Here is a 17,024-nt window from a genome sequence, read left to right as displayed (position 1 = left end):
GATGAACGCTTTCCCTGAATCCGTGGTGCTCCTGGCCGACGACCGTACCCCGATCGGCACGGCGGACAAGTTCACGGTCCACACTGCCCACACGCCCCTGCACCTGGCCTTCTCGTGCCACGTCCGGAACACCGACGGCGACGTCCTGGTGACCCGACGAGCGCTGTCGAAGAAGACCTGGCCGGGGGTGTGGACGAACACCTTCTGCGGCCATCCCGGTCCGGACGAGTCCTTCGAGGACGCCATCGGCCGTCGGGCCTCCCGCGAGCTCGGCATCACCGTGCGTGACGTCGAGGTCGTGCTGCCGGAGTTCCGGTACCGCGCGGTCGACGCCTCGGGCATCGTGGAGAACGAGGTCTGCCCTGTCTTCCGTGCCGTGACCGACGACACTCCGGCTCCCGCGGACGACGAGGTCGCCGAGTGGGCATGGGTGTCCGAGGACTCTCTCAGGCAGGCCGTCGCCGGCGCGCCGTTCGCCTGGAGCCCGTGGCTCGGGTGGCAGCTCGCCGAGCTCGAGACCGCCGGGCTGCACGTCACGCGCTGACGCTCCTGCGCCTGCCGCGACGGGTTGTCCGACCCGTGCCGCAGGCGTACGCTCGACCGTCGGCAGCGCTCTGGGCGCCGCCACGACGAGACGAGAAGGGCAGGTGAGGCGCGATGTCGGGTGACCATCCTCGATCGGGCCGGCCGCCCCTGTCGGTCGTCGCGCCCGCTCGCTGACCCTGCCCCGCCCCGGATCGACTCCGGGGCGCCATCGCGCCCGCCTGCTCCCCACCGAAGGAGCACGCACATGGCACTGATCGACAACGCGATCTACGTCCGGGGACGCCGCGTGGAGTCTCCGTCGACCCTGTCGCGCCCAGCTCGTGGCGACCTGACGTGGATCGGGCTGCTCCGGCCCGACCCGCACGAGCTCGAGGCCGTCGCCGCCGAGTTCGACCTGCACGAGAACGCCGTCGAGGACGCCCGCAAGGGACACCAGCGCGCCAAGCTCGAGCGCTACGGCGACACCCTGTTCCTGGTGCTCCGGCCGGCCTGGTTCGACCCGTCCGAGGGCACCGTCGAGTTCGGCGAGGTGCACCTGTTCGTCGGCGACCACTTCGTGGTGAGCGTCCGGCACGCCGCACGACCCGACCTGGCGGTGCTGCGCGCACAGGTCGAGGCGGACCCGGAGTTCCTGGCGAAGGGGTCCGAGGCCGTGACCGCGGCCGTGCTCGACGAGGTCGTCGACGGCTACGGCCCCGTCGTCCAGGTGCTGCAGGAGCAGATCGACGCCATCGAGGACCAGCTGTTCGCCGGGCAGGTCGACCCGGGGGTCTCGAAGCGCATCTACCAGCTGCTCAGCGAGGTCCTCGCGTTCCAGCGGGCCACCACCCCGGTGCCGGCGATGGTCACGGGGCTGCTCCGCGGTGCGGACAAGTACGGCGTGGACGACGACGTGCAGCACCGACTCCGCAACGTGCACGACCACGCACTCCGCGTCACCGAGCGCGTCGACTCGTTCCGCGCCCTGCTCGAGAACGCCCTGACCCTGCACGCCACCCTGGTGTCGCAGGAGCAGAACGAGGCGATGCGCCGGATGACCAGCGCGAGCCTGGCCCAGGGTGAGGAGAGCCGGCAACTCGCCCGGGCAGCACACCGCCAGGGCGAGGAGGTCAAGAAGATCTCGTCGTGGGCGGCGATCCTGTTCGCGCCCGGCCTGATCGCCGGTGTCTACGGGATGAACTTCGACCACATGCCCGAGCTGCACTGGCACTACGGCTACCCGGTCGCGATCCTCGGCATGCTCCTGCTGATGGGCGTGCTCTGGGCGATCTTCCGCAAGCGCAACTGGCTCTGAGCGGACGGCGGATCGGCGCACAGGTGGCGCCGATCCGCCGGACGTGCATAATGATCTGGCCCGGATGTGAACGTGCACATCGATGTGCCACGACACCCGGGCGGAAACGAGCAGCAATGGCGTCATCGCGGACACAGCAACCGCGTTCGCCCAGCATCCGTGACGTCGCACGGATCGCGGGCGTCTCGCACCAGACCGTCTCGCGGGTGCTGAACAACTCGGACGCGATCCGGGCCGAGACACGCGACAAGGTCCTGGCGGCCATGGAACAGCTGCAGTACCGGCCGAACCGGGCCGCACGCGCCCTGGTCACGAGCCGGACCCACACGATCGGCGTCCTGACGGCCCGCCGCGCCCACTACGGTCCCGCCGTGGCACTGCAGGCGATCGAGGACGCCGCGATGCTCCGTGGCTACTCGGTCACGACGGCGAACATCGCCGAGGCGACCGATGCCGCCGTGCGCGAGGGACTCGGGCACCTGCTCGACCTCGACGTCGAGGGCATCGTCGTCATTGCCCCCCAGCAGCGGGTCTTCGACCTGATCGCGGAGCTCGGCATCCGTACCCCCTACGTCACCATGCGCGCCAGCGTCGGCGAGGACCCGACGGCCCTGTGGGTGGACCAGATGGAGGGCGCACGACTGGCCACCGCGCACCTGCTCGACCTGGGGCACGAGTACGTGCGGCACATCGCCGGACCGCAGGACTGGATCGAAGCCGACGCCCGCATGCAGGGGTTCCTGCGCGAGATGTCCGACCGCGACATGGCCGTCGCCCCGCCGATCCTGGGCGACTGGACCGCCGACTTCGGCTACCACGCCGGCCGTGAGCTGCTGCGGTGGCGGGACTGCACCGCGATCTTCTGCTCGAACGACCAGATGGCGCTCGGCGTCATGCACGCAGCACGCTCGTACGGGCTCGACGTCCCGGGCGACCTGTCCGTGGTCGGCTACGACGACATCCCCGAGGCGAAGCACTTCTGGCCACCGCTCACCACGGTGCAGGTCGACTTCGCCGAGCTCGGGCGTCGCTGCGTGGACCTGCTGCTGCCGAGTGAGGGCGAACTGCTCCGCCCGATCGACATCGTCCCGCAGCTGGTCGTGCGCGCCTCCACCAGCGCGCCCCGTACGCGCTGACGGCTCTCGGGGTTTCGGCGCCCCGGAGTACCTGCCACGAACCTCTGCCCAGGGACGCCCGAAGACACCCGGTACGCCCGGAACCACCCGGCGCCCCCGGAGTACCTGCCACAAACGGGCATACCTGCCACGAACTTCCGACCAGGTACGCCCGAAGACACCAGGTACGCCCGGAATGACTGGGTACACCCGAAACGTCTCGGTACACCCGAAACCAACCGGCCACCCCGGAGTACCTGCCACAAACGGGCATACCTGCCACGAACTTCCGACCAGGGACGCCCGAAACGACCCGGTACGCCCGGAACCACCCGGCCGCCCCGGAGTACCTGCCAGGAACGGGCGTACCTGCCACGAACTTCCGACCTGGGACGCCCGGAAGCACCAGGCACGCCCGCTCCGACAAGGCGAGCGCGGCTCCGGACGCGACCACGAAGCGGACGGGAGGCCCGTGACGGGCCCGCCACGGGCCTCCCGTCCGCGCATGCGGATTCGCGCAACGAAACGCGCGCTCCCGAGCACCCTGGCCCCAACCCGGGGGACGTTCCCTCCGGATCACGCACGCCGTTACGAAAACGCGACCAATCCGAATTGACAGCCGCACCGAGGCTGTGCGTAAATTGCCTCCGTCCAGCCGATGTGACCGTTCACATGAGCGTCACACCGAGCCGGATCCGGACGCGACAACGAAGTCCACACAGGCCCCCTGTGCTTTCGCTGCCGCAGCAGAACCACCCGAACACACTGCCGCACCGAAGCGGCAGAAGGAGATGCACTGTGGCGTCAACCCCGATCGACACCGGCCTCGAGACCCGGTCGATCACCGCACCCGAGACGATCCTCGAGATGCGCTCGATCACCAAGGAGTTCCCTGGTGTGAAGGCGCTGGCCGACGTCTCCCTCAGCGTCCGCGCCGGCGAGATCCACGCGATCTGCGGCGAGAACGGCGCCGGCAAGTCGACCCTGATGAAGGTCCTGTCGGGCGTCTACCCGTACGGCACCTACAGCGGCGAGATCGTCTACGAGGGCGAGGAAGTCCGCTTCTCGAACATCAAGCAGTCCGAGCAGGCCGGCATCGTCATCATCCACCAGGAGCTGGCGCTCATCCCGGAGCTCTCGATCACCGAGAACCTGTTCCTCGGCAACGAGCCGGGCCGCGGTGGCGTCATCAACTGGACCGCCGCGCAGCTGCGTGCGCAGGACCTGCTCGCCCGCGTCGGCCTGGCCGACGACCCGGACACGCAGATCAAGAACCTCGGTGTCGGCAAGCAGCAGCTCGTCGAGATCGCGAAGGCCCTGCACAAGGACGTCAAGCTCCTGATCCTCGACGAGCCGACCGCCGCGCTCAACGAGAACGACTCGCAGCACCTGCTCGACCTGATCGTCGGGCTGAAGGCCAAGGGCATCGCGAGCATCATCATCAGCCACAAGCTCAACGAGATCGAGCAGATCGCCGACGAGATCACGATCATCCGCGACGGCAAGGCCATCGAGACGCTCAACGTCAAGGCGGACGGCGTCAACGAGGACCGCATCATCCGCGGCATGGTGGGCCGCTCGCTCGAGTCGCGCTTCCCCGACCGCACCCCGAAGATCGGCGAGACCTTCTTCGAGGTCCGCAACTGGACCGTGCAGCACCCGCTCGACTCGTCGCGTCTGGTCTGCAAGGCCTCGAACTTCCACGTCCGCCGCGGTGAGATCGTCGGCTTCGCCGGCCTGATGGGCGCCGGACGCACCGAGCTCGCGATGAGCCTGTTCGGTCGCTCGTACGGCACCTGGCTCGACGGCCAGATCATCAAGGACGGCCGCGAGATCAAGGTCACGAACGTCCAGCAGGCGATCGAGAACGGCCTCGGCTACGTCTCCGAGGACCGCAAGGCGCTCGGCCTGAACCTGCTCGACACCGTGAAGCGCTCGACGGTCGCCGCCGACCTGCGGAAGATCTCGAAGCTCGGTGTCGTCGACTCGCTCGAGGAGTACTCGGTCGCCGAGAAGTACCGCAAGATGCTCCGCACGAAGGTGCCGAGCGTCGAGGACAACGTCGGCAAGCTCTCTGGTGGCAACCAGCAGAAGGTCGTCCTGTCCAAGTGGATGTTCACCGACCCGGACATCCTGATCCTCGACGAGCCCACCCGCGGCATCGACGTGGGCGCCAAGTTCGAGATCTACGGGATCATCCAGCAGCTCGCCGCAGAGGGGAAGGGCATCATCCTCATCTCGTCCGAGCTCCCCGAACTCCTCGGTCTCTCCGACCGGATCTACACCATCTTCGAGGGCCAGATCACCGCTGACCTCCCGGCCGACCAGGCCGATCCCGAATCGCTCATGCGCAGCATGACCTCCGCGCGGAAGGGCGCCACCGCCTCATGAACAACCTGAAACTGCTCTTCGGCAAGGGCAACAGCATCGGCCAGTACGGCATGATCATCGCGCTCATCGTGCTGCTGATCTTCTTCTCGATCACGACGAACGGGCTCATCCTCGAGCCGACCAACGTCATCAACCTGTTCCTGCAGTACTCCTACATCCTGATCCTGGCGCTCGGCATGGTCATGGTCATCATCGCGGGGCACATCGACCTGTCGGTGGGTTCGGTCGCAGCGGTCGTCGGCATCGTCGTGGCGCAGTCCATGGCCGTGTGGGACTTCCCGGTGTGGGCCGCCATCATCCTGGGTCTCGCGTGCGGTGCCCTGATCGGTGCGTGGCAGGGCTTCTGGGTCGCGTTCGTGAAGGTCCCGGCCTTCATCGTGACGCTGGCCGGTCAGCTCATCTTCCGTGGCGTGAACCAGATCATCGGCAACTCGACGTCCGTCCCCGTGCCGAACGGCTTCACCCCGATCGGCGCCGGCTTCCTCGGTGACTTCGGCCCCGACTTCGGCTACAGCAACGGCACGCTGCTCATCGGGCTCGTCACGATCCTCGCACTCATCATCATCGAGGCCCGCGGCCGCGCCCGCCGCCGGAAGATGCAGGCAGAGGTCCCGCCGCTGTGGGTCTCGATCGTCCGCACCGGCATCCTGGTCGCCGTCACGCTCGTCGCGACGTACCTGTTCGGTGCCGGCCCGGTCGGCACCTCGGTCCCGATCGTCGCGATCATCCTCGGTGTCCTGACCATCGTCTACGGCTTCGTCACGAAGAACACGATCTTCGGTCGCCAGGTCTACGCCGTCGGTGGCAACGCGAACGCCGCCGTCCTGTCCGGTGTCTCCGCGAAGAAGGTCAACTTCTTCGTCATGATGAACATGTCGGTCCTCGCCGCGATCGCCGGCATGGTGTTCGTCGCCTACTCCGGCGCCTCGGGCCCCGCGGACGGCACCGGCTGGGAGCTCGACGCGATCGCCGCCGTGTTCGTCGGTGGCGCGGCGGTCGCCGGTGGTGTCGGCACGATCTCCGGCTCGATCATCGGTGGTCTCGTGATGGCGCTGCTGTCGAACGGTCTGCAGCTCATGGGCCTCGAGTCGAACCAGGTGCAGATCATCCGCGGCCTGGTCCTGCTCGTCGCCGTCGCCTTCGACGTCTACTCGAAGTCGCAGGGACGCCCGTCGCTGATCGGCGGCATGATGCGGCAGTTCCAGCGGAAGGACACCGAGCAGAACACGGTGGCCGCCCAGCAGCCGCGGTCCATCGAGGACCAGCCGGACAAGATCACCCTCCCCTAGTCCCAACTCCCCACACCGGGGCCTCGGCCCCACACCTCCTCAACGAAGAGAAAGCACTCACATGCGCAAGAAGATCGTCGCCGGCCTCAGCCTGGCGCTCATCGCGGGCCTCGCCCTCAGCGGTTGCTCGGCACGCGGCTCGTCCGACGACGCCGGCAGCACCAGCACCATCAAGAAGGGCGACCTCATCGGCGTCGCCCTGCCGGCCAAGACCTCGCAGAACTGGGTCCTCGCGGGCGCCGCGTTCAAGAAGTCGATCGAGGACGCCGGCTTCAAGGCCGACATCCAGTACGCCAACGCCGGCAACCCGGTCCCCGACCAGCAGTCGCAGATCTCGGGCATGATCACCAAGGGCGCCAAGGCCGTCATCATCGGTGCCGCCGACGGTTCGCAGCTGACCGCGCAGGTCAAGTCCGCCAAGGACCGTGGCGCCGTCGTCATCGCCTGGGACCGCAACATCCTGAACACGAAGAACGTCGACTACTACGTGGCGTTCAACAACTTCAAGGTCGGCCAGCTCCAGGCCGAGGCGCTGCTCAAGGGCCTCGAGGAGAAGAAGGGCGACAAGCCGTACAACGTCGAGCTCTTCGCCGGTTCGCCGGACGACGCCAACGCGACCGTGTTCTTCAACGGTGCGATGGACGTCCTCCAGCCGAAGATCGACGACGGCACCATCAAGGTCGTCTCCGGTCAGACCACGTTCCAGAAGGTCGTCACGCAGGGCTGGCTCGCGCAGAAGGCCCAGTCGCGCATGACCGACCTGCTCTCGCAGTACTACACGGGTGACACCGAGCTCGACGGCGTCCTGTCGCCGAACGACACCCTCGCCCGCGCGATCCTCACCGCGACCAAGGCCGCCGGCAAGGACAACCCCGTCGTGACGGGCCAGGACTCGGAGACCGCGTCCATCCCGCTCATCATGCAGGGCACGCAGTACTCGACGATCTTCAAGGACACGTCGAAGGAGGCCCAGGCGGCCGTCGACCTCGTCTCCACGCTGTCGAAGGGCGACAAGCCCGACACGAAGATGGACAAGACGAACAACTACAACGGCAAGAAGACGGTCCCCGCGATCGAGCTCACGCCGGTCCTGGTCACCAAGGACAACGCCGTCGAGGCCTACAAGGGCAACGACACCCTCGAGGAGCTCGCCAAGAAGGGCTGATCTCCCCAGCACCACGGACGGCCCCGTCTCGCCTCGGCGAGACGGGGCCGTCCTGCGTCGTCCGGGGGCCGGCCACACGGCGGACGGGAGGCTCGGTGCACGTCGTGATCCGTGCCTCCAGTCCGCCGTGTGGTCAGCCCAGGGCTCGTGGCCGCGCCCGGTCCGTGCCCGCGTCCGTCAGGGGTGGGCAGCGCGCAACCGGCGCGCGGCGTCGGCGAGGTGCGGGACGTCGGTGCGGGCGGTGCCGAACACCAGCGCACGCGTCGTGTCGAAGTACCGCCGGGTCAGCCGCTCCCCCAGGTCGGACACGCGCGACCACGGGATGCCGGGCTCGCTCGCGGTGACCCCGGCGGGGAGCACCCGGACCGCCTCACCGATCTCGACCAGGCGCATCCGGACCGCGTCGTGCACCAGGTCCTCGGGCAGCCGCTCGTCGTCGATGTAGCGCCGGATCGCCTCGCACGCCCGGATGACGTCGTCGAGGCGGTCGGCCACGGCACGGCGGATGCCGGGCTGCGCACTCACAGCGGCACCGCGGTCCGGACGACCCCGGGGCGCATGCCCGCGGCGTCGACGACGTCGACGCGGACTCCGAGCAACCGTTCGGCGGCGTCCTGGATGCGCATCAGCGCGAAGATGCCGAGCCCCGCGTCGACGTCGACCATCAGGTCGACGTCGCTGTCCGGACCGTCCTCACCGCGGGCGACGCTGCCGAAGATCCGGGGGTTCCGCCCGCCGAACCGCTGCACGATCTCGATGAGGTCCTGTCGGGCCGCGACCACGCGCTCGAGGAGCGGCGGGGGTTCCTCGACCGGCTGCAGGTCGATCGTCGTCGTGAAGCCCGCCGCGCGGAGCATCCGCTGCAGGGCTGCGAGCGACGGTTCGCGCCGACCGTTCTCGTACGTGCTGATGACGCTCTGCGTGACGCCCGCGCGCTGGGCGAGCTGGACCTGGGTCAGTTCGGCGCGTTCACGGGCGTCGCGGATGAGCACCGCGGCCGACAGTGGCGGGGCGGACCGTGGGGGAACAGCGGACATGCTGCAACGATACACAGCATCCAACATTTCGTGCGCCGCCGGAGCGGCGCACGCTCAGCGGGGGTCGGAGACGTCCGCGCGGTGGAAGTTCTGCGCCGAGCGCGACGCGGTCGGGCCACGCTGACCCTGGTAGCGGGACTGGTACTCGGCGGAACCGTAGGGCTTCTCGGCCGGGCTCGACAGCTGGAAGAAGCACAGCTGTCCGATCTTCATCCCCGGCCAGAGCTTGATGGGCAGGGTCGCGACGTTCGACAGCTCGAGCGTCACGTGCCCGGAGAACCCGGGGTCGATGAAGCCCGCGGTCGAGTGGGTCAGGAGGCCGAGGCGGCCGAGCGAGCTCTTGCCCTCGAGCCGAGCGGCGATGTCGTCGGGCAGCGTCACGACCTCGAACGTGGAGCCCAGGACGAACTCGCCCGGGTGCAGCACGAACGCCTCGTCCGGGTCGGTCTCGACCAGGCGGGTCAGGTCGGGCTGGTCCACCGCGGGGTCGATGTGCGGGTACTTGTGGTTGTCGAACAGCCGGAAGAACTTGTCGAGCCGGACGTCGATGCTCGACGGCTGCACGAGCGAGGCGTCGTACGGGTCGAGGCCGATCCGGCCTTCGGCGAGCTGGGCGGTGATGTCGCGGTCGGAGAGCAGCACGGACGAAGCCTAGCGGCAGCGGGCGTCGCGCCGGTATGCTGCCAGGCTGCCCACCACCCGGGCGGGCGGCGTTCGGAGCAGTGATGACCACGTACACCGTCGACGAGATCACGGTGCCCGCCTCGATGGACGACGACCCGGCGACCGTCGCGACCTTCGCCGAGTGGCTCGCGGTGTCCGACGGCGCCGAAGCCGCCGTGCACGGGCTGCACGAGTTGGCCTGGACGCCGGAGGAGCACCTGCCGCTGTGCCGCGAACCGGGTGCCCCGAGCCGGCTCGTCGTCGCCCGCGACGACCGCGGCACCGTGGTCGGTGCGGGCTCGTACGACACGAAGCAGGAGCCCGGCACCACCAACTGCTGGCTGTCGGTCGGCGTCGTCCCCGAGCACCAGCGCCGCGGTGTCGGGACGCTGCTCGCCGACCTCCTGGAGTCGATGGCCCGCGCCGACGGCCGCACGCAGTGGAAGACGTACGCCGTCTCACGGCAGGTCGGGCCCGCGTCCGGGCCCGGGTACGTGCAGGCCCCGACGGGGTTCGGCGCCGTCCCGGAGGACGAGGCCGGGGTGCGGTTCCTGACCGCCCGCGGCTGGCACTTCGGCCAGGTGAACCGGATCAGCCGGCTCCCGCTGCCCGCCGACGCATCCGTGGTGCGCGGACTGCACGAGCGGGCGTCTGCTGCAGCCGGGCCGGAGTACCGCGTACGCGCCTGGACCGGTCGGACGCCGGAGCAGTGGCTCGACGGCATCGCCGTGCTCGAGACCCGGATGAGCACCGACGCGCCCGCCGGGGACATGGAGGAGCCCGAGGACGTCTGGACCGCCGAACGACTCCGGGAGCACGAGGACGAGCTCGCCCGGGCACCGCGCGCCCTGCTCACCGTGGCCGTCGAGCACCTACCCACGACCACCCTGGCCGGTTTCACGCAGCTGTCCGTGCCGGACGACCCCGCACGGCCGGCACAGCAGTGGGACACCCTGGTGCTCCGCGAGCACCGCGGCCACCGGCTCGGCTGGCTGCTCAAGGTCGTCGGGATCCAGGAGCTCGAGCGGCGGCTCCCGGGGCGCCCCTCGGTCATCACGTTCAACGCGGAGGAGAACCGCCACATGCTCGACGTGAACGAGGCCGTCGGGTTCGTCGGCGTCGGCTGCGAGGGCATCTGGGAACGGCGGGTCTGAGCGCGCATCCGAGGGGCCGCCGTCCAGCCGACACGCCTACGATTGGACGGTCATGACCGTCACGTCACCCGAAACCCAGCCCACGGGGTCAGCGCCGGACGCCGCCCCCACCACCGGGCGTTCGTCCACCGTCGCGACGGTCCTCGTCATCGCGATCCCGCTGGCCGTCGCGTGCTCGATCCTCGGGCTGACGATCACCGGTGCCTTCAGCGCGAGTCAGCAGCTGGTGTCCGCCGGCGAGGTCGTCGAGTACGGCCTGCCGATCGCCCGGGTCGTGCACGACACGATGGCGGCGCTGACCATCGGGCTCCTCATCGTCGCGGCGTTCGCGCTGCCCGCGCAGAAGAAGGACCACGGCGCCCTGTCCAGCGTGCAGCACCGTGCGACCCGGTGGGCTGCTGCGACCGGCGCCGTCTGGTTCCTGGCCGCCGCGGTGAGCATCGTCCTGACCGGTGCGAACACCCTCGGTGTCCCGCTCACCAGCCCGGTGTTCGCCCGCAACTTCATGCTCTTCGCGTTCCAGGTCGAGATCGGCCAGGCGCTCGTGGTCTCGGCAGCCGCGATCCTCGTCGCCACGGTGGTCGCCGCCTTCGCCACCCGGGTGACGACCCTGGCGTTCGCCACCGTGATCGGCCTGTTCGCCCTGCTCCCCCTGGCCCTGTCCGGCCACGCCGCGGGGTCGCTCGAGCACGCGAACGCGGTGAACTCGCTCGCGATCCACCTGGTCGGGGTGTGCGTGTGGGCCGGTGGCCTGGTCGCCGTGGTCCTGCTCCGCACCCGCACCAAGGGTGCGACCGGACGCGTGATCGCCCGGTACTCGACGCTCGCCGGCTGGTCGTTCGGGGCTGTGGCGTTCTCCGGCATCGTCAACGCGTCGCTGCGCCTGACCGGCCCGCTCGACCTGTTCACGACGACGTACGGCTGGCTCATCACCATCAAGGCGCTCATCCTCGTGCTGCTCGGCATCGCGGGGATCGTGCAGCGCCGGAAGCTCGTGCCCGGGCTCCTCCGCGCGCCGCTCGACCGCCGCCTGTTCACCCGGTTCGCGCTGGCCGAGATCGTGTTCATGGCCGTGGCCATCGGCGTCTCGGTCGCCGTGTCCCGCTCGCAGCCGCCGATCCCGCAGACGCCCGCGACGGGCGAGGACACCCGCTCCGGCCTGATCGGGTTCCCGTTCCCGCCGGCACAGACCACGCAGACCTACCTGACCCAGTGGCACATCGACTGGGTGTGGCTCGGCCTGGCCGTCGTCGGGGCCGTCTGGTACCTGCTGGCGGTGCGTAAGCTCCGGAAGCGCGGCGACGCCTGGCCCGTCGGGCGCACCATCGCCTGGCTGATCGGCTGCGCCCTGTTCATCTGGACCACGTCGGCCGGCCCTGCCGTGTACGGCATGATCCACTTCTCGTCGCACATGCTCCAGCACATGCTCCTGATGATGTTCGTCCCGCTGCCGCTCGTGCTCGGCGGCCCGGTGCTGCTCGCGCTCCGCACCCTGCCGGTCCGGAACGACGGCTCACGCGGCGCCCGCGAGTGGCTCATGCTCTTCGTGCACTCCCGCTGGATGCAGTTCCTCGGCAAGCCCGCCGTCGCCGGGATCATCTTCGCCGGGTCCCTCGTGGTGTTCTACTTCACGCCGGCGTACCAGGCCGCGATGCAGTCGCACGAGTGGCACGTCGCGATGATCATCCACTTCGTCCTGAGCGGCTACCTGTTCTTCTGGGTCTTCGTCGGTGTCGACCCGGGCCCGCAGCGCCCACCGTACCCGATGCTCATCATCACCCTGCTGGCCACCCTGGCGTTCCACGCGTTCTTCGGCGTCGCGGTCATGACGTCGCAGTCGGTGTTCGCGGTCGACTGGTTCCACGCACTGGGCCAGACGAACGACGCCGCACTGCTCGACGACCAGCACACCGGCGGCGGCATCGCCTGGGGGGCGTCGGAGCTCCCGATGGTGTTCGTGGCCCTGCTCGTCGTCCGGAACTGGATGCGCTCGGACAAGCGCGACGCGAAGCGCCTCGACCGCAAGGCCGACCGCGACGGTGACGCCGACCTCAAGGCGTACAACGAGCGCCTGGCGGCGATGAGCAAGCGGGACTGACCCGCAGCACCGGCCACACGGCGGGCGTCGCCCCGGTCAGTCCCCGTGGACGATGCAGACCGCGTCGAGGTCCATCGCGGCCTCGAGCGCGGCCGAGATCCCAGATTCCCCGTCGGGGCCGGCGGGGGTCACGGTGTCGACCCACCACAGCGGCGTCGCCAGGGTCGGGGCGTCCGGCAGGATCCGCTCGACCTCGTCGAAGGAGTCCACCCGGCGCACGCCGAGCACGGTGATCACCGGGTGGGTGGCGTCCCGGCAGACCTGCATCATCGGGCCGTCGTCGAGCGCCCGGACACCCCAGGTCTCGTCGTGCAGCAGGAGCGCCTCCGCCACCTCGCGCGTCTCCACCGGCTGGCGGCAGAGGATGGTGACGTCACGCGGCACCCTGACCGCCCACCATCCGGTCGTCGCGGACGTGTCCGTCGAGCGTGCCCTCGTCGTGCGCGGGGTCGAGCGGTGCGCCGCCGACCAGCTGCAGGAAGCGGTCCTCGTCGATGCGGTCGAGGAACGACTCGAGCGCTTCCCAGCCGTCCTCGAAGCGGACGATCATGCCGCCGTCGTCAGCCGCGTCGGCATCCGGACGGGCGGCCGAGCCTGAGCCGGCTGCGAAGGTCGCGGTGGTGGTGCGCGGTGGCGGCCAGACGCCGTCGCGGTCCAGGAAGCCGGCGGCCTCGGGGCCTACGACGACGGCGAGCGGCGACGGCTCGCCGTGCGAGACGGCCCGGACGAGGTGGTCCGCGTCGCCGCGGCGCTGCATGACGACGCCGAACACGGGGACGACCTGGTCGGCGACCCGCTGCACGGCGTCGAACATCCGGTTCGCCAGGCCCGGGTCGGTGTTCTCTTCGGGCACGGTGAGCACGGCGGACATCGTCTCGACGACGACCCCGCCGACCAGGTGCGCGGTCATCGTCGCCGAGAACCCCTCACCGATGGCGTACGAGGTCGAGATGCCGGGCGCCTCGTGCTTCGCGTACTGCGTGACGACCCAGCGGTCCCACGGCACGGTGAGCGGTTCGGCGGTGCCCCACCGGGTCGGGCAGGTGCCGACCGTGTGGCACAGCGCCTCGATCGCGGAGCCCATGTCGACCGCACGGCCGGGGTGGTGGCGGAGGGTCAGGTCGATGCTGATCTGTCGCACCGACTCGGCCGAGACCGGGTGCTCGGGCGACGGGGTGCCCACGAGTTCGGGGCCGCGGTGCACGAAGTCCTCGATGTCGGAGGCGGCGACGCCGGTCCGGCCGTCACGCAGCGTGCCGTCGAAGTCGGACACCGCCCACGCGGCGCCGTACGCGCCGAGCGCATGACGGAGCGCCGGGGTGATCGCCGCGGCCCGGCCGGTGCGGAGCACGACCGTCCGTCCGGCGTCCGCCGACCGACGGAGCAGCGAGGCGAGCGCGTCGGTCAGCCACACGACGGGCGATGCGGACTCGACCACGATCGCCGAGCCGACCACGTCGTCGATGAGGGGATGCCTGACCATCCGGGTCCTCCTCGGTTCGGGGCTGGAACTCCCTGGACGGTACACACGGGGGCGACACCTGTCCGTCAGGCGCCCACCCTCACAGCGGAGACTCGGGAGGCGCGACACGCGCCCGCGAGACGGCGTACGGTGCGCGGTCGGCTGGCTTCCAGGCGAGAATCCGCTAGGCTTGCCGAGTCCCGTTCTGCGGGGCGCGCGAGTGTAGTTCAATGGTAGAACTCCAGCTTCCCAAGCTGGTAGCGCGGGTTCGATTCCCGTCACTCGCTCCGTCGGACGTACGCTCGCCGCATGTCCTCCTCCTCCGGTTCCCCCGAACACACCGCGCCCGTGGTCGTCGTCGGTGCCGGGGTCGTCGGCGCTGCGACCGCGTACGCGCTCACCGCCCGCGGCGAGCGCGTCCTGCTCGTGGAACAGCACGCCCGCGGCCACCACCTCGGGTCCTCGCACGGTGCGACCCGGATCTTCCGGCAGGGCTACGCCGACCCGGAGTACGTCGCGCTGACCACCCGCGCACTGGCGCTGTGGGAAGCGCTCGAGGCCGCTGCCGGCGAAGAGCTCATCGTCCGCACGGGCGCCGTCGATCACGGTCGACCCGAGGTCGTCGACGCGATCGCCGCGGCCCTCGCCGACGCGGACATCCCCCACGAGTCGCTCACACCGGACCAGGCGGCAGCACGTTGGCCCGGCATCGCGTTCGAGGGGCACGTGCTGACCCACGCGTCGGCCGGACGCATCCGCTCCGAGCGGACGATCGAGGTGTTCCTGACGTTGGCCGAACGCACCGGTCTCGCCGACCTGCGGTTCGACACCCGGGTCACCGGGCTCGAGGACCACGGTGACGACGTCACCGTGACGCTGTCCGACGGCAGCGCGGTCCGTACCGCGTCCGTGGTGGCCGCGGTGGGCTCGTGGGCCCCCACGTTGGTCGGCGGGCTGCTCGCCGGACGCGGGGCGGGCCTCCCGGCCATCCGCGTCACCCAGGAGCAGCCGGCCCACTTCCCCAGCCACCTGCCGGACGCGGCCTGGCCGAGCTTCGTGCACTGGGCCGACGGCGACGACGTGTACGGGCTGCTGACGCCGGGCGAGGGCGTCAAGGTCGGGTTCCACGGCACCGGGCCGGTCGTCGACCCGGACCACCGCGACTTCGTGCCCGTGCCGGCCGAGGCCGAGCGACTGCAGGCGTACGTCGCGCGGTACGTGCCGGGGGTCGACGCGACGGAGCCGACGTTCATCAGCTGCCTGTACGACAACTCCCCCGACGAGGACTTCGTCATCGACCGCGCCGGGCCGCTGACCGTGGCGACGGGGTTCTCCGGGCACGGCTTCAAGTTCGCGCCGCTGCTCGGCGAGATGCTCGCGGACCTCGCCACGGGCGGGGTGCCGCACCCGCGTTTCGCCCTGCCGGAGCCGGTGCCCGCGTCCTGACGCCAGCGCGCGGTCGCTCGCGAGACGCCGGCGTGTTCGTTCGACGCCGTCATGTCGTCGAGACGCCGCCGAATCCGGAGGCGTCTCGAGGACAACGAGGCGTCCTGCGCACACGCCGGCGTCTCACACCCGCGCACGCACCGGCGTCTTCTGCGCACGCCGTCGTCTGGCGACCGGCCGCTACGGTGGGAACCGTGCGCATCATCGTGGCTCCGGACTCGTTCAAGGGCACCGCGACGGCGGCGTCGATCGCTGCGGCCGTTCGTGCCGGCTGGCTGACCGAGCGCCCCGACGACGACGTGGTGCTCGTCCCGATGGCCGACGGCGGCGAGGGCACGCTCGACGCCTTCGAGTCCGCGGTCCCCGGAGCCGTCCGGGTCCCCGTCACCGTGACCGGGCCGGCCGGCACGCCGGTCGACACCCACTGGCTGCGGCTGCCCGACGGCCGTGGGGTGGTGGAGCTCGCGGCGACGAGCGGCCTCCCCCTGCTCGACGCACCGATGCCGGACACGGCGACGAGCCGCGGGTTCGGCGAGGCGATCGCCGCCGCGCTCGACGCCGGGGCCACGGGACTCGTGCTCGGCATCGGGGGCAGCGCGTCCACCGACGGCGGGCGTCCGGTGCTCGAGGCGCTCGGACTCGACAGCGAAGGAGCCGGCACCGAGGGCCTCCGGGCGCTCCCCCCGCTCGGCGTCACCGTGCTCACCGACGTCACCTCGCCACTGCTCGGACCGACCGGTGCCGCCGCCGTCTTCGGCCCGCAGAAGGGCATCACGCCCGACCGTGTGGCGTCCTTCGACGATCGGCTCGCCACCTGGGCCGCGCGCTTCCCCGACGTCGACCCGGACACCCCGGGCGCCGGAGCCGCTGGCGGTGTCGGGTTCGGCCTGCTGGTGTGGGGCGCCACGCTCGCCGGTGGGGCCGCGGCCGTCGCCGAGGTCCTCGGGCTGCCGGCGCTGCTCGAGGGGTCCGACGTGAGCGGTGCCGACGTCGTGATCAGCGGCGAAGGGTGCTTCGACGGCCAGAGCGCCGTCGGCAAGGTGCCCTCGGTGGTCCGCGACCTGACCGCGGCACGCGCTCCCGGAGCCCGCTCGATGCTCGTCGCCGGCGCGATCGAGGCCCCGCTCCACGACTACGCGGCCGCCGCGTCGCTCACCGTGCTCGCGACGCAGACCACCGGCGAGCCCGACGACGCCCTCGCCGACCCGCTGCGCTTCGCCACGATCGCCGGGCAGCGGCTGGCCCGGCTCGCCTGAGCGAGCAGAACGACGCGAGCACCGCGGCGGCGCGGGGCCGCACCGACGTGCCGCGCGGCCGCCGCGCCGGGCAGCCGCCCCGCCGCGCCGGGCAGCCGCCGCGACGCG

At 70.6% G+C, this 17,024-nt stretch carries 15 protein-coding genes and 1 tRNA gene; 11 read left to right on the top strand and 5 right to left on the bottom strand.

The window, feature by feature from the left end; all coding sequences use genetic code 11:
- Position 1: 1 nt before the first annotated feature.
- The 6 genes from idi to DEI96_RS02340 all read left to right on the top strand — a co-directional run bounded on the left by idi (position 2) and on the right by DEI96_RS02340 (position 7,800).
- The gene (gene idi, locus DEI96_RS02365; RefSeq protein ID WP_110864939.1) at positions 2-544 is read left to right on the top strand and encodes an isopentenyl-diphosphate Delta-isomerase; all 543 of its coding nucleotides are present in this window, start codon (positions 2-4) and stop codon (positions 542-544) included.
- A gap of 246 nt (positions 545-790) precedes the next feature.
- Positions 791-1,840, top strand: coding sequence for a magnesium and cobalt transport protein CorA (locus tag DEI96_RS02360; protein ID WP_111022694.1), 1,050 nt, complete (start codon positions 791-793; stop codon positions 1,838-1,840).
- A gap of 116 nt (positions 1,841-1,956) precedes the next feature.
- Positions 1,957-2,976, top strand: coding sequence for a LacI family DNA-binding transcriptional regulator (locus DEI96_RS02355; protein WP_017886425.1), 1,020 nt, complete (start codon positions 1,957-1,959; stop codon positions 2,974-2,976).
- Between the two features lie 846 nt (positions 2,977-3,822).
- Complete coding sequence (gene mmsA / locus DEI96_RS02350) at positions 3,823-5,346, top strand: multiple monosaccharide ABC transporter ATP-binding protein (protein WP_111022793.1); 1,524 nt, start codon at positions 3,823-3,825, stop codon at positions 5,344-5,346.
- Positions 5,343-6,635 carry a multiple monosaccharide ABC transporter permease gene (gene mmsB / locus DEI96_RS02345; protein ID WP_111022693.1) on the top strand — a complete coding sequence of 431 codons (1,293 nt, stop codon included), beginning with the start codon at positions 5,343-5,345 and terminating at the stop codon, positions 6,633-6,635. Before mmsA ends, mmsB begins: the two co-directional genes overlap by 4 nt.
- A 61-nt stretch (positions 6,636-6,696) precedes the next feature.
- A complete protein-coding gene (locus DEI96_RS02340; RefSeq protein WP_110864942.1) occupies positions 6,697-7,800 on the top strand; it encodes a substrate-binding domain-containing protein in 1,104 nt (367 codons plus the stop codon).
- 177 nt (positions 7,801-7,977) lie between these two features.
- Here DEI96_RS02340 and DEI96_RS02335 read toward each other — a convergent pair whose 3' ends face one another.
- Genes DEI96_RS02335 through dcd form a run of 3 tightly spaced genes read right to left on the bottom strand, consistent with a single transcriptional unit; the run spans position 7,978 to position 9,479 of the window.
- A complete protein-coding gene (locus tag DEI96_RS02335; RefSeq protein WP_111022692.1) occupies positions 7,978-8,325 on the bottom strand; it encodes a HepT-like ribonuclease domain-containing protein in 348 nt (115 codons plus the stop codon).
- Positions 8,322-8,837, bottom strand: coding sequence for a helix-turn-helix domain-containing protein (locus tag DEI96_RS02330; RefSeq protein WP_110864943.1), 516 nt, complete (start codon positions 8,835-8,837; stop codon positions 8,322-8,324). Before DEI96_RS02330 ends, DEI96_RS02335 begins: the two co-directional genes overlap by 4 nt.
- Before the next feature lie 54 nt (positions 8,838-8,891).
- A complete protein-coding gene (dcd, locus tag DEI96_RS02325; protein ID WP_027464935.1) occupies positions 8,892-9,479 on the bottom strand; it encodes a dCTP deaminase in 588 nt (195 codons plus the stop codon).
- Between the two features lie 83 nt (positions 9,480-9,562).
- On the opposite strand from dcd, the gene DEI96_RS02320 reads away from it, so the two are divergent.
- Together DEI96_RS02320 and DEI96_RS02315 are read left to right on the top strand one after the other, a co-directional pair.
- Positions 9,563-10,654, top strand: coding sequence for a GNAT family N-acetyltransferase (locus tag DEI96_RS02320; protein ID WP_181440472.1), 1,092 nt, complete (start codon positions 9,563-9,565; stop codon positions 10,652-10,654).
- Between the two features lie 52 nt (positions 10,655-10,706).
- The gene (locus DEI96_RS02315; protein WP_111022690.1) at positions 10,707-12,752 is read left to right on the top strand and encodes a bifunctional copper resistance protein CopD/cytochrome c oxidase assembly protein; all 2,046 of its coding nucleotides are present in this window, start codon (positions 10,707-10,709) and stop codon (positions 12,750-12,752) included.
- A gap of 36 nt (positions 12,753-12,788) precedes the next feature.
- Here DEI96_RS02315 and DEI96_RS02310 read toward each other — a convergent pair whose 3' ends face one another.
- Positions 12,789-13,100, bottom strand: coding sequence for a hypothetical protein (locus DEI96_RS02310; RefSeq protein WP_146243392.1), 312 nt, complete (start codon positions 13,098-13,100; stop codon positions 12,789-12,791).
- 25 nt (positions 13,101-13,125) lie between these two features.
- The gene (locus tag DEI96_RS02305; protein ID WP_111022689.1) at positions 13,126-14,235 is read right to left on the bottom strand and encodes a DUF6177 family protein; all 1,110 of its coding nucleotides are present in this window, start codon (positions 14,233-14,235) and stop codon (positions 13,126-13,128) included.
- Between the two features lie 195 nt (positions 14,236-14,430).
- On the opposite strand from DEI96_RS02305, the gene DEI96_RS02300 reads away from it, so the two are divergent.
- The 3 genes from DEI96_RS02300 to DEI96_RS02290 all read left to right on the top strand — a co-directional run bounded on the left by DEI96_RS02300 (position 14,431) and on the right by DEI96_RS02290 (position 16,916).
- Positions 14,431-14,501: transfer RNA gene (locus DEI96_RS02300), tRNA-Gly, on the top strand.
- Positions 14,502-14,523: 22 nt separating this feature from the next.
- Positions 14,524-15,660 (top strand): FAD-dependent oxidoreductase, encoded by a 1,137-nt coding sequence (locus tag DEI96_RS02295; protein ID WP_111022688.1) that lies wholly within the window; start codon positions 14,524-14,526, stop codon positions 15,658-15,660.
- A 194-nt stretch (positions 15,661-15,854) separates the two neighbouring features.
- Entirely contained in the window at positions 15,855-16,916 is a 1,062-nt protein-coding gene (locus tag DEI96_RS02290; protein ID WP_111022687.1) for a glycerate kinase, read from the top strand.
- The last annotated feature ends 108 nt before the right edge of the window (positions 16,917-17,024 follow it).

The sequence above is a fragment of the Curtobacterium sp. MCLR17_031 genome (assembly GCF_003234775.2).
GTDB classification, from domain to species: Bacteria; Actinomycetota; Actinomycetes; order Actinomycetales; family Microbacteriaceae; genus Curtobacterium; species Curtobacterium flaccumfaciens.
Note: the sequence above shows the minus strand (reverse complement) of the source record. Positions and strands in the feature narration are given on the sequence as shown.

Coding starts and splice junctions, on each gene's coding strand:
- idi (WP_110864939.1), top strand. CDS start 2: ATGAACGCTTTCCCTGAATCCGTGGTGCTCCTGGCCGACGACCGTACC.
- DEI96_RS02360 (WP_111022694.1), top strand. CDS start 791: ATGGCACTGATCGACAACGCGATCTACGTCCGGGGACGCCGCGTGGAG.
- DEI96_RS02355 (WP_017886425.1), top strand. CDS start 1,957: ATGGCGTCATCGCGGACACAGCAACCGCGTTCGCCCAGCATCCGTGAC.
- mmsA (WP_111022793.1), top strand. CDS start 3,823: ATGCGCTCGATCACCAAGGAGTTCCCTGGTGTGAAGGCGCTGGCCGAC.
- mmsB (WP_111022693.1), top strand. CDS start 5,343: ATGAACAACCTGAAACTGCTCTTCGGCAAGGGCAACAGCATCGGCCAG.
- DEI96_RS02340 (WP_110864942.1), top strand. CDS start 6,697: ATGCGCAAGAAGATCGTCGCCGGCCTCAGCCTGGCGCTCATCGCGGGC.
- DEI96_RS02330 (WP_110864943.1), bottom strand. CDS start 8,837: ATGTCCGCTGTTCCCCCACGGTCCGCCCCGCCACTGTCGGCCGCGGTG.
- DEI96_RS02320 (WP_181440472.1), top strand. CDS start 9,563: ATGACCACGTACACCGTCGACGAGATCACGGTGCCCGCCTCGATGGAC.
- DEI96_RS02315 (WP_111022690.1), top strand. CDS start 10,707: ATGACCGTCACGTCACCCGAAACCCAGCCCACGGGGTCAGCGCCGGAC.
- DEI96_RS02305 (WP_111022689.1), bottom strand. CDS start 14,235: ATGGTCAGGCATCCCCTCATCGACGACGTGGTCGGCTCGGCGATCGTG.
- DEI96_RS02295 (WP_111022688.1), top strand. CDS start 14,524: ATGTCCTCCTCCTCCGGTTCCCCCGAACACACCGCGCCCGTGGTCGTC.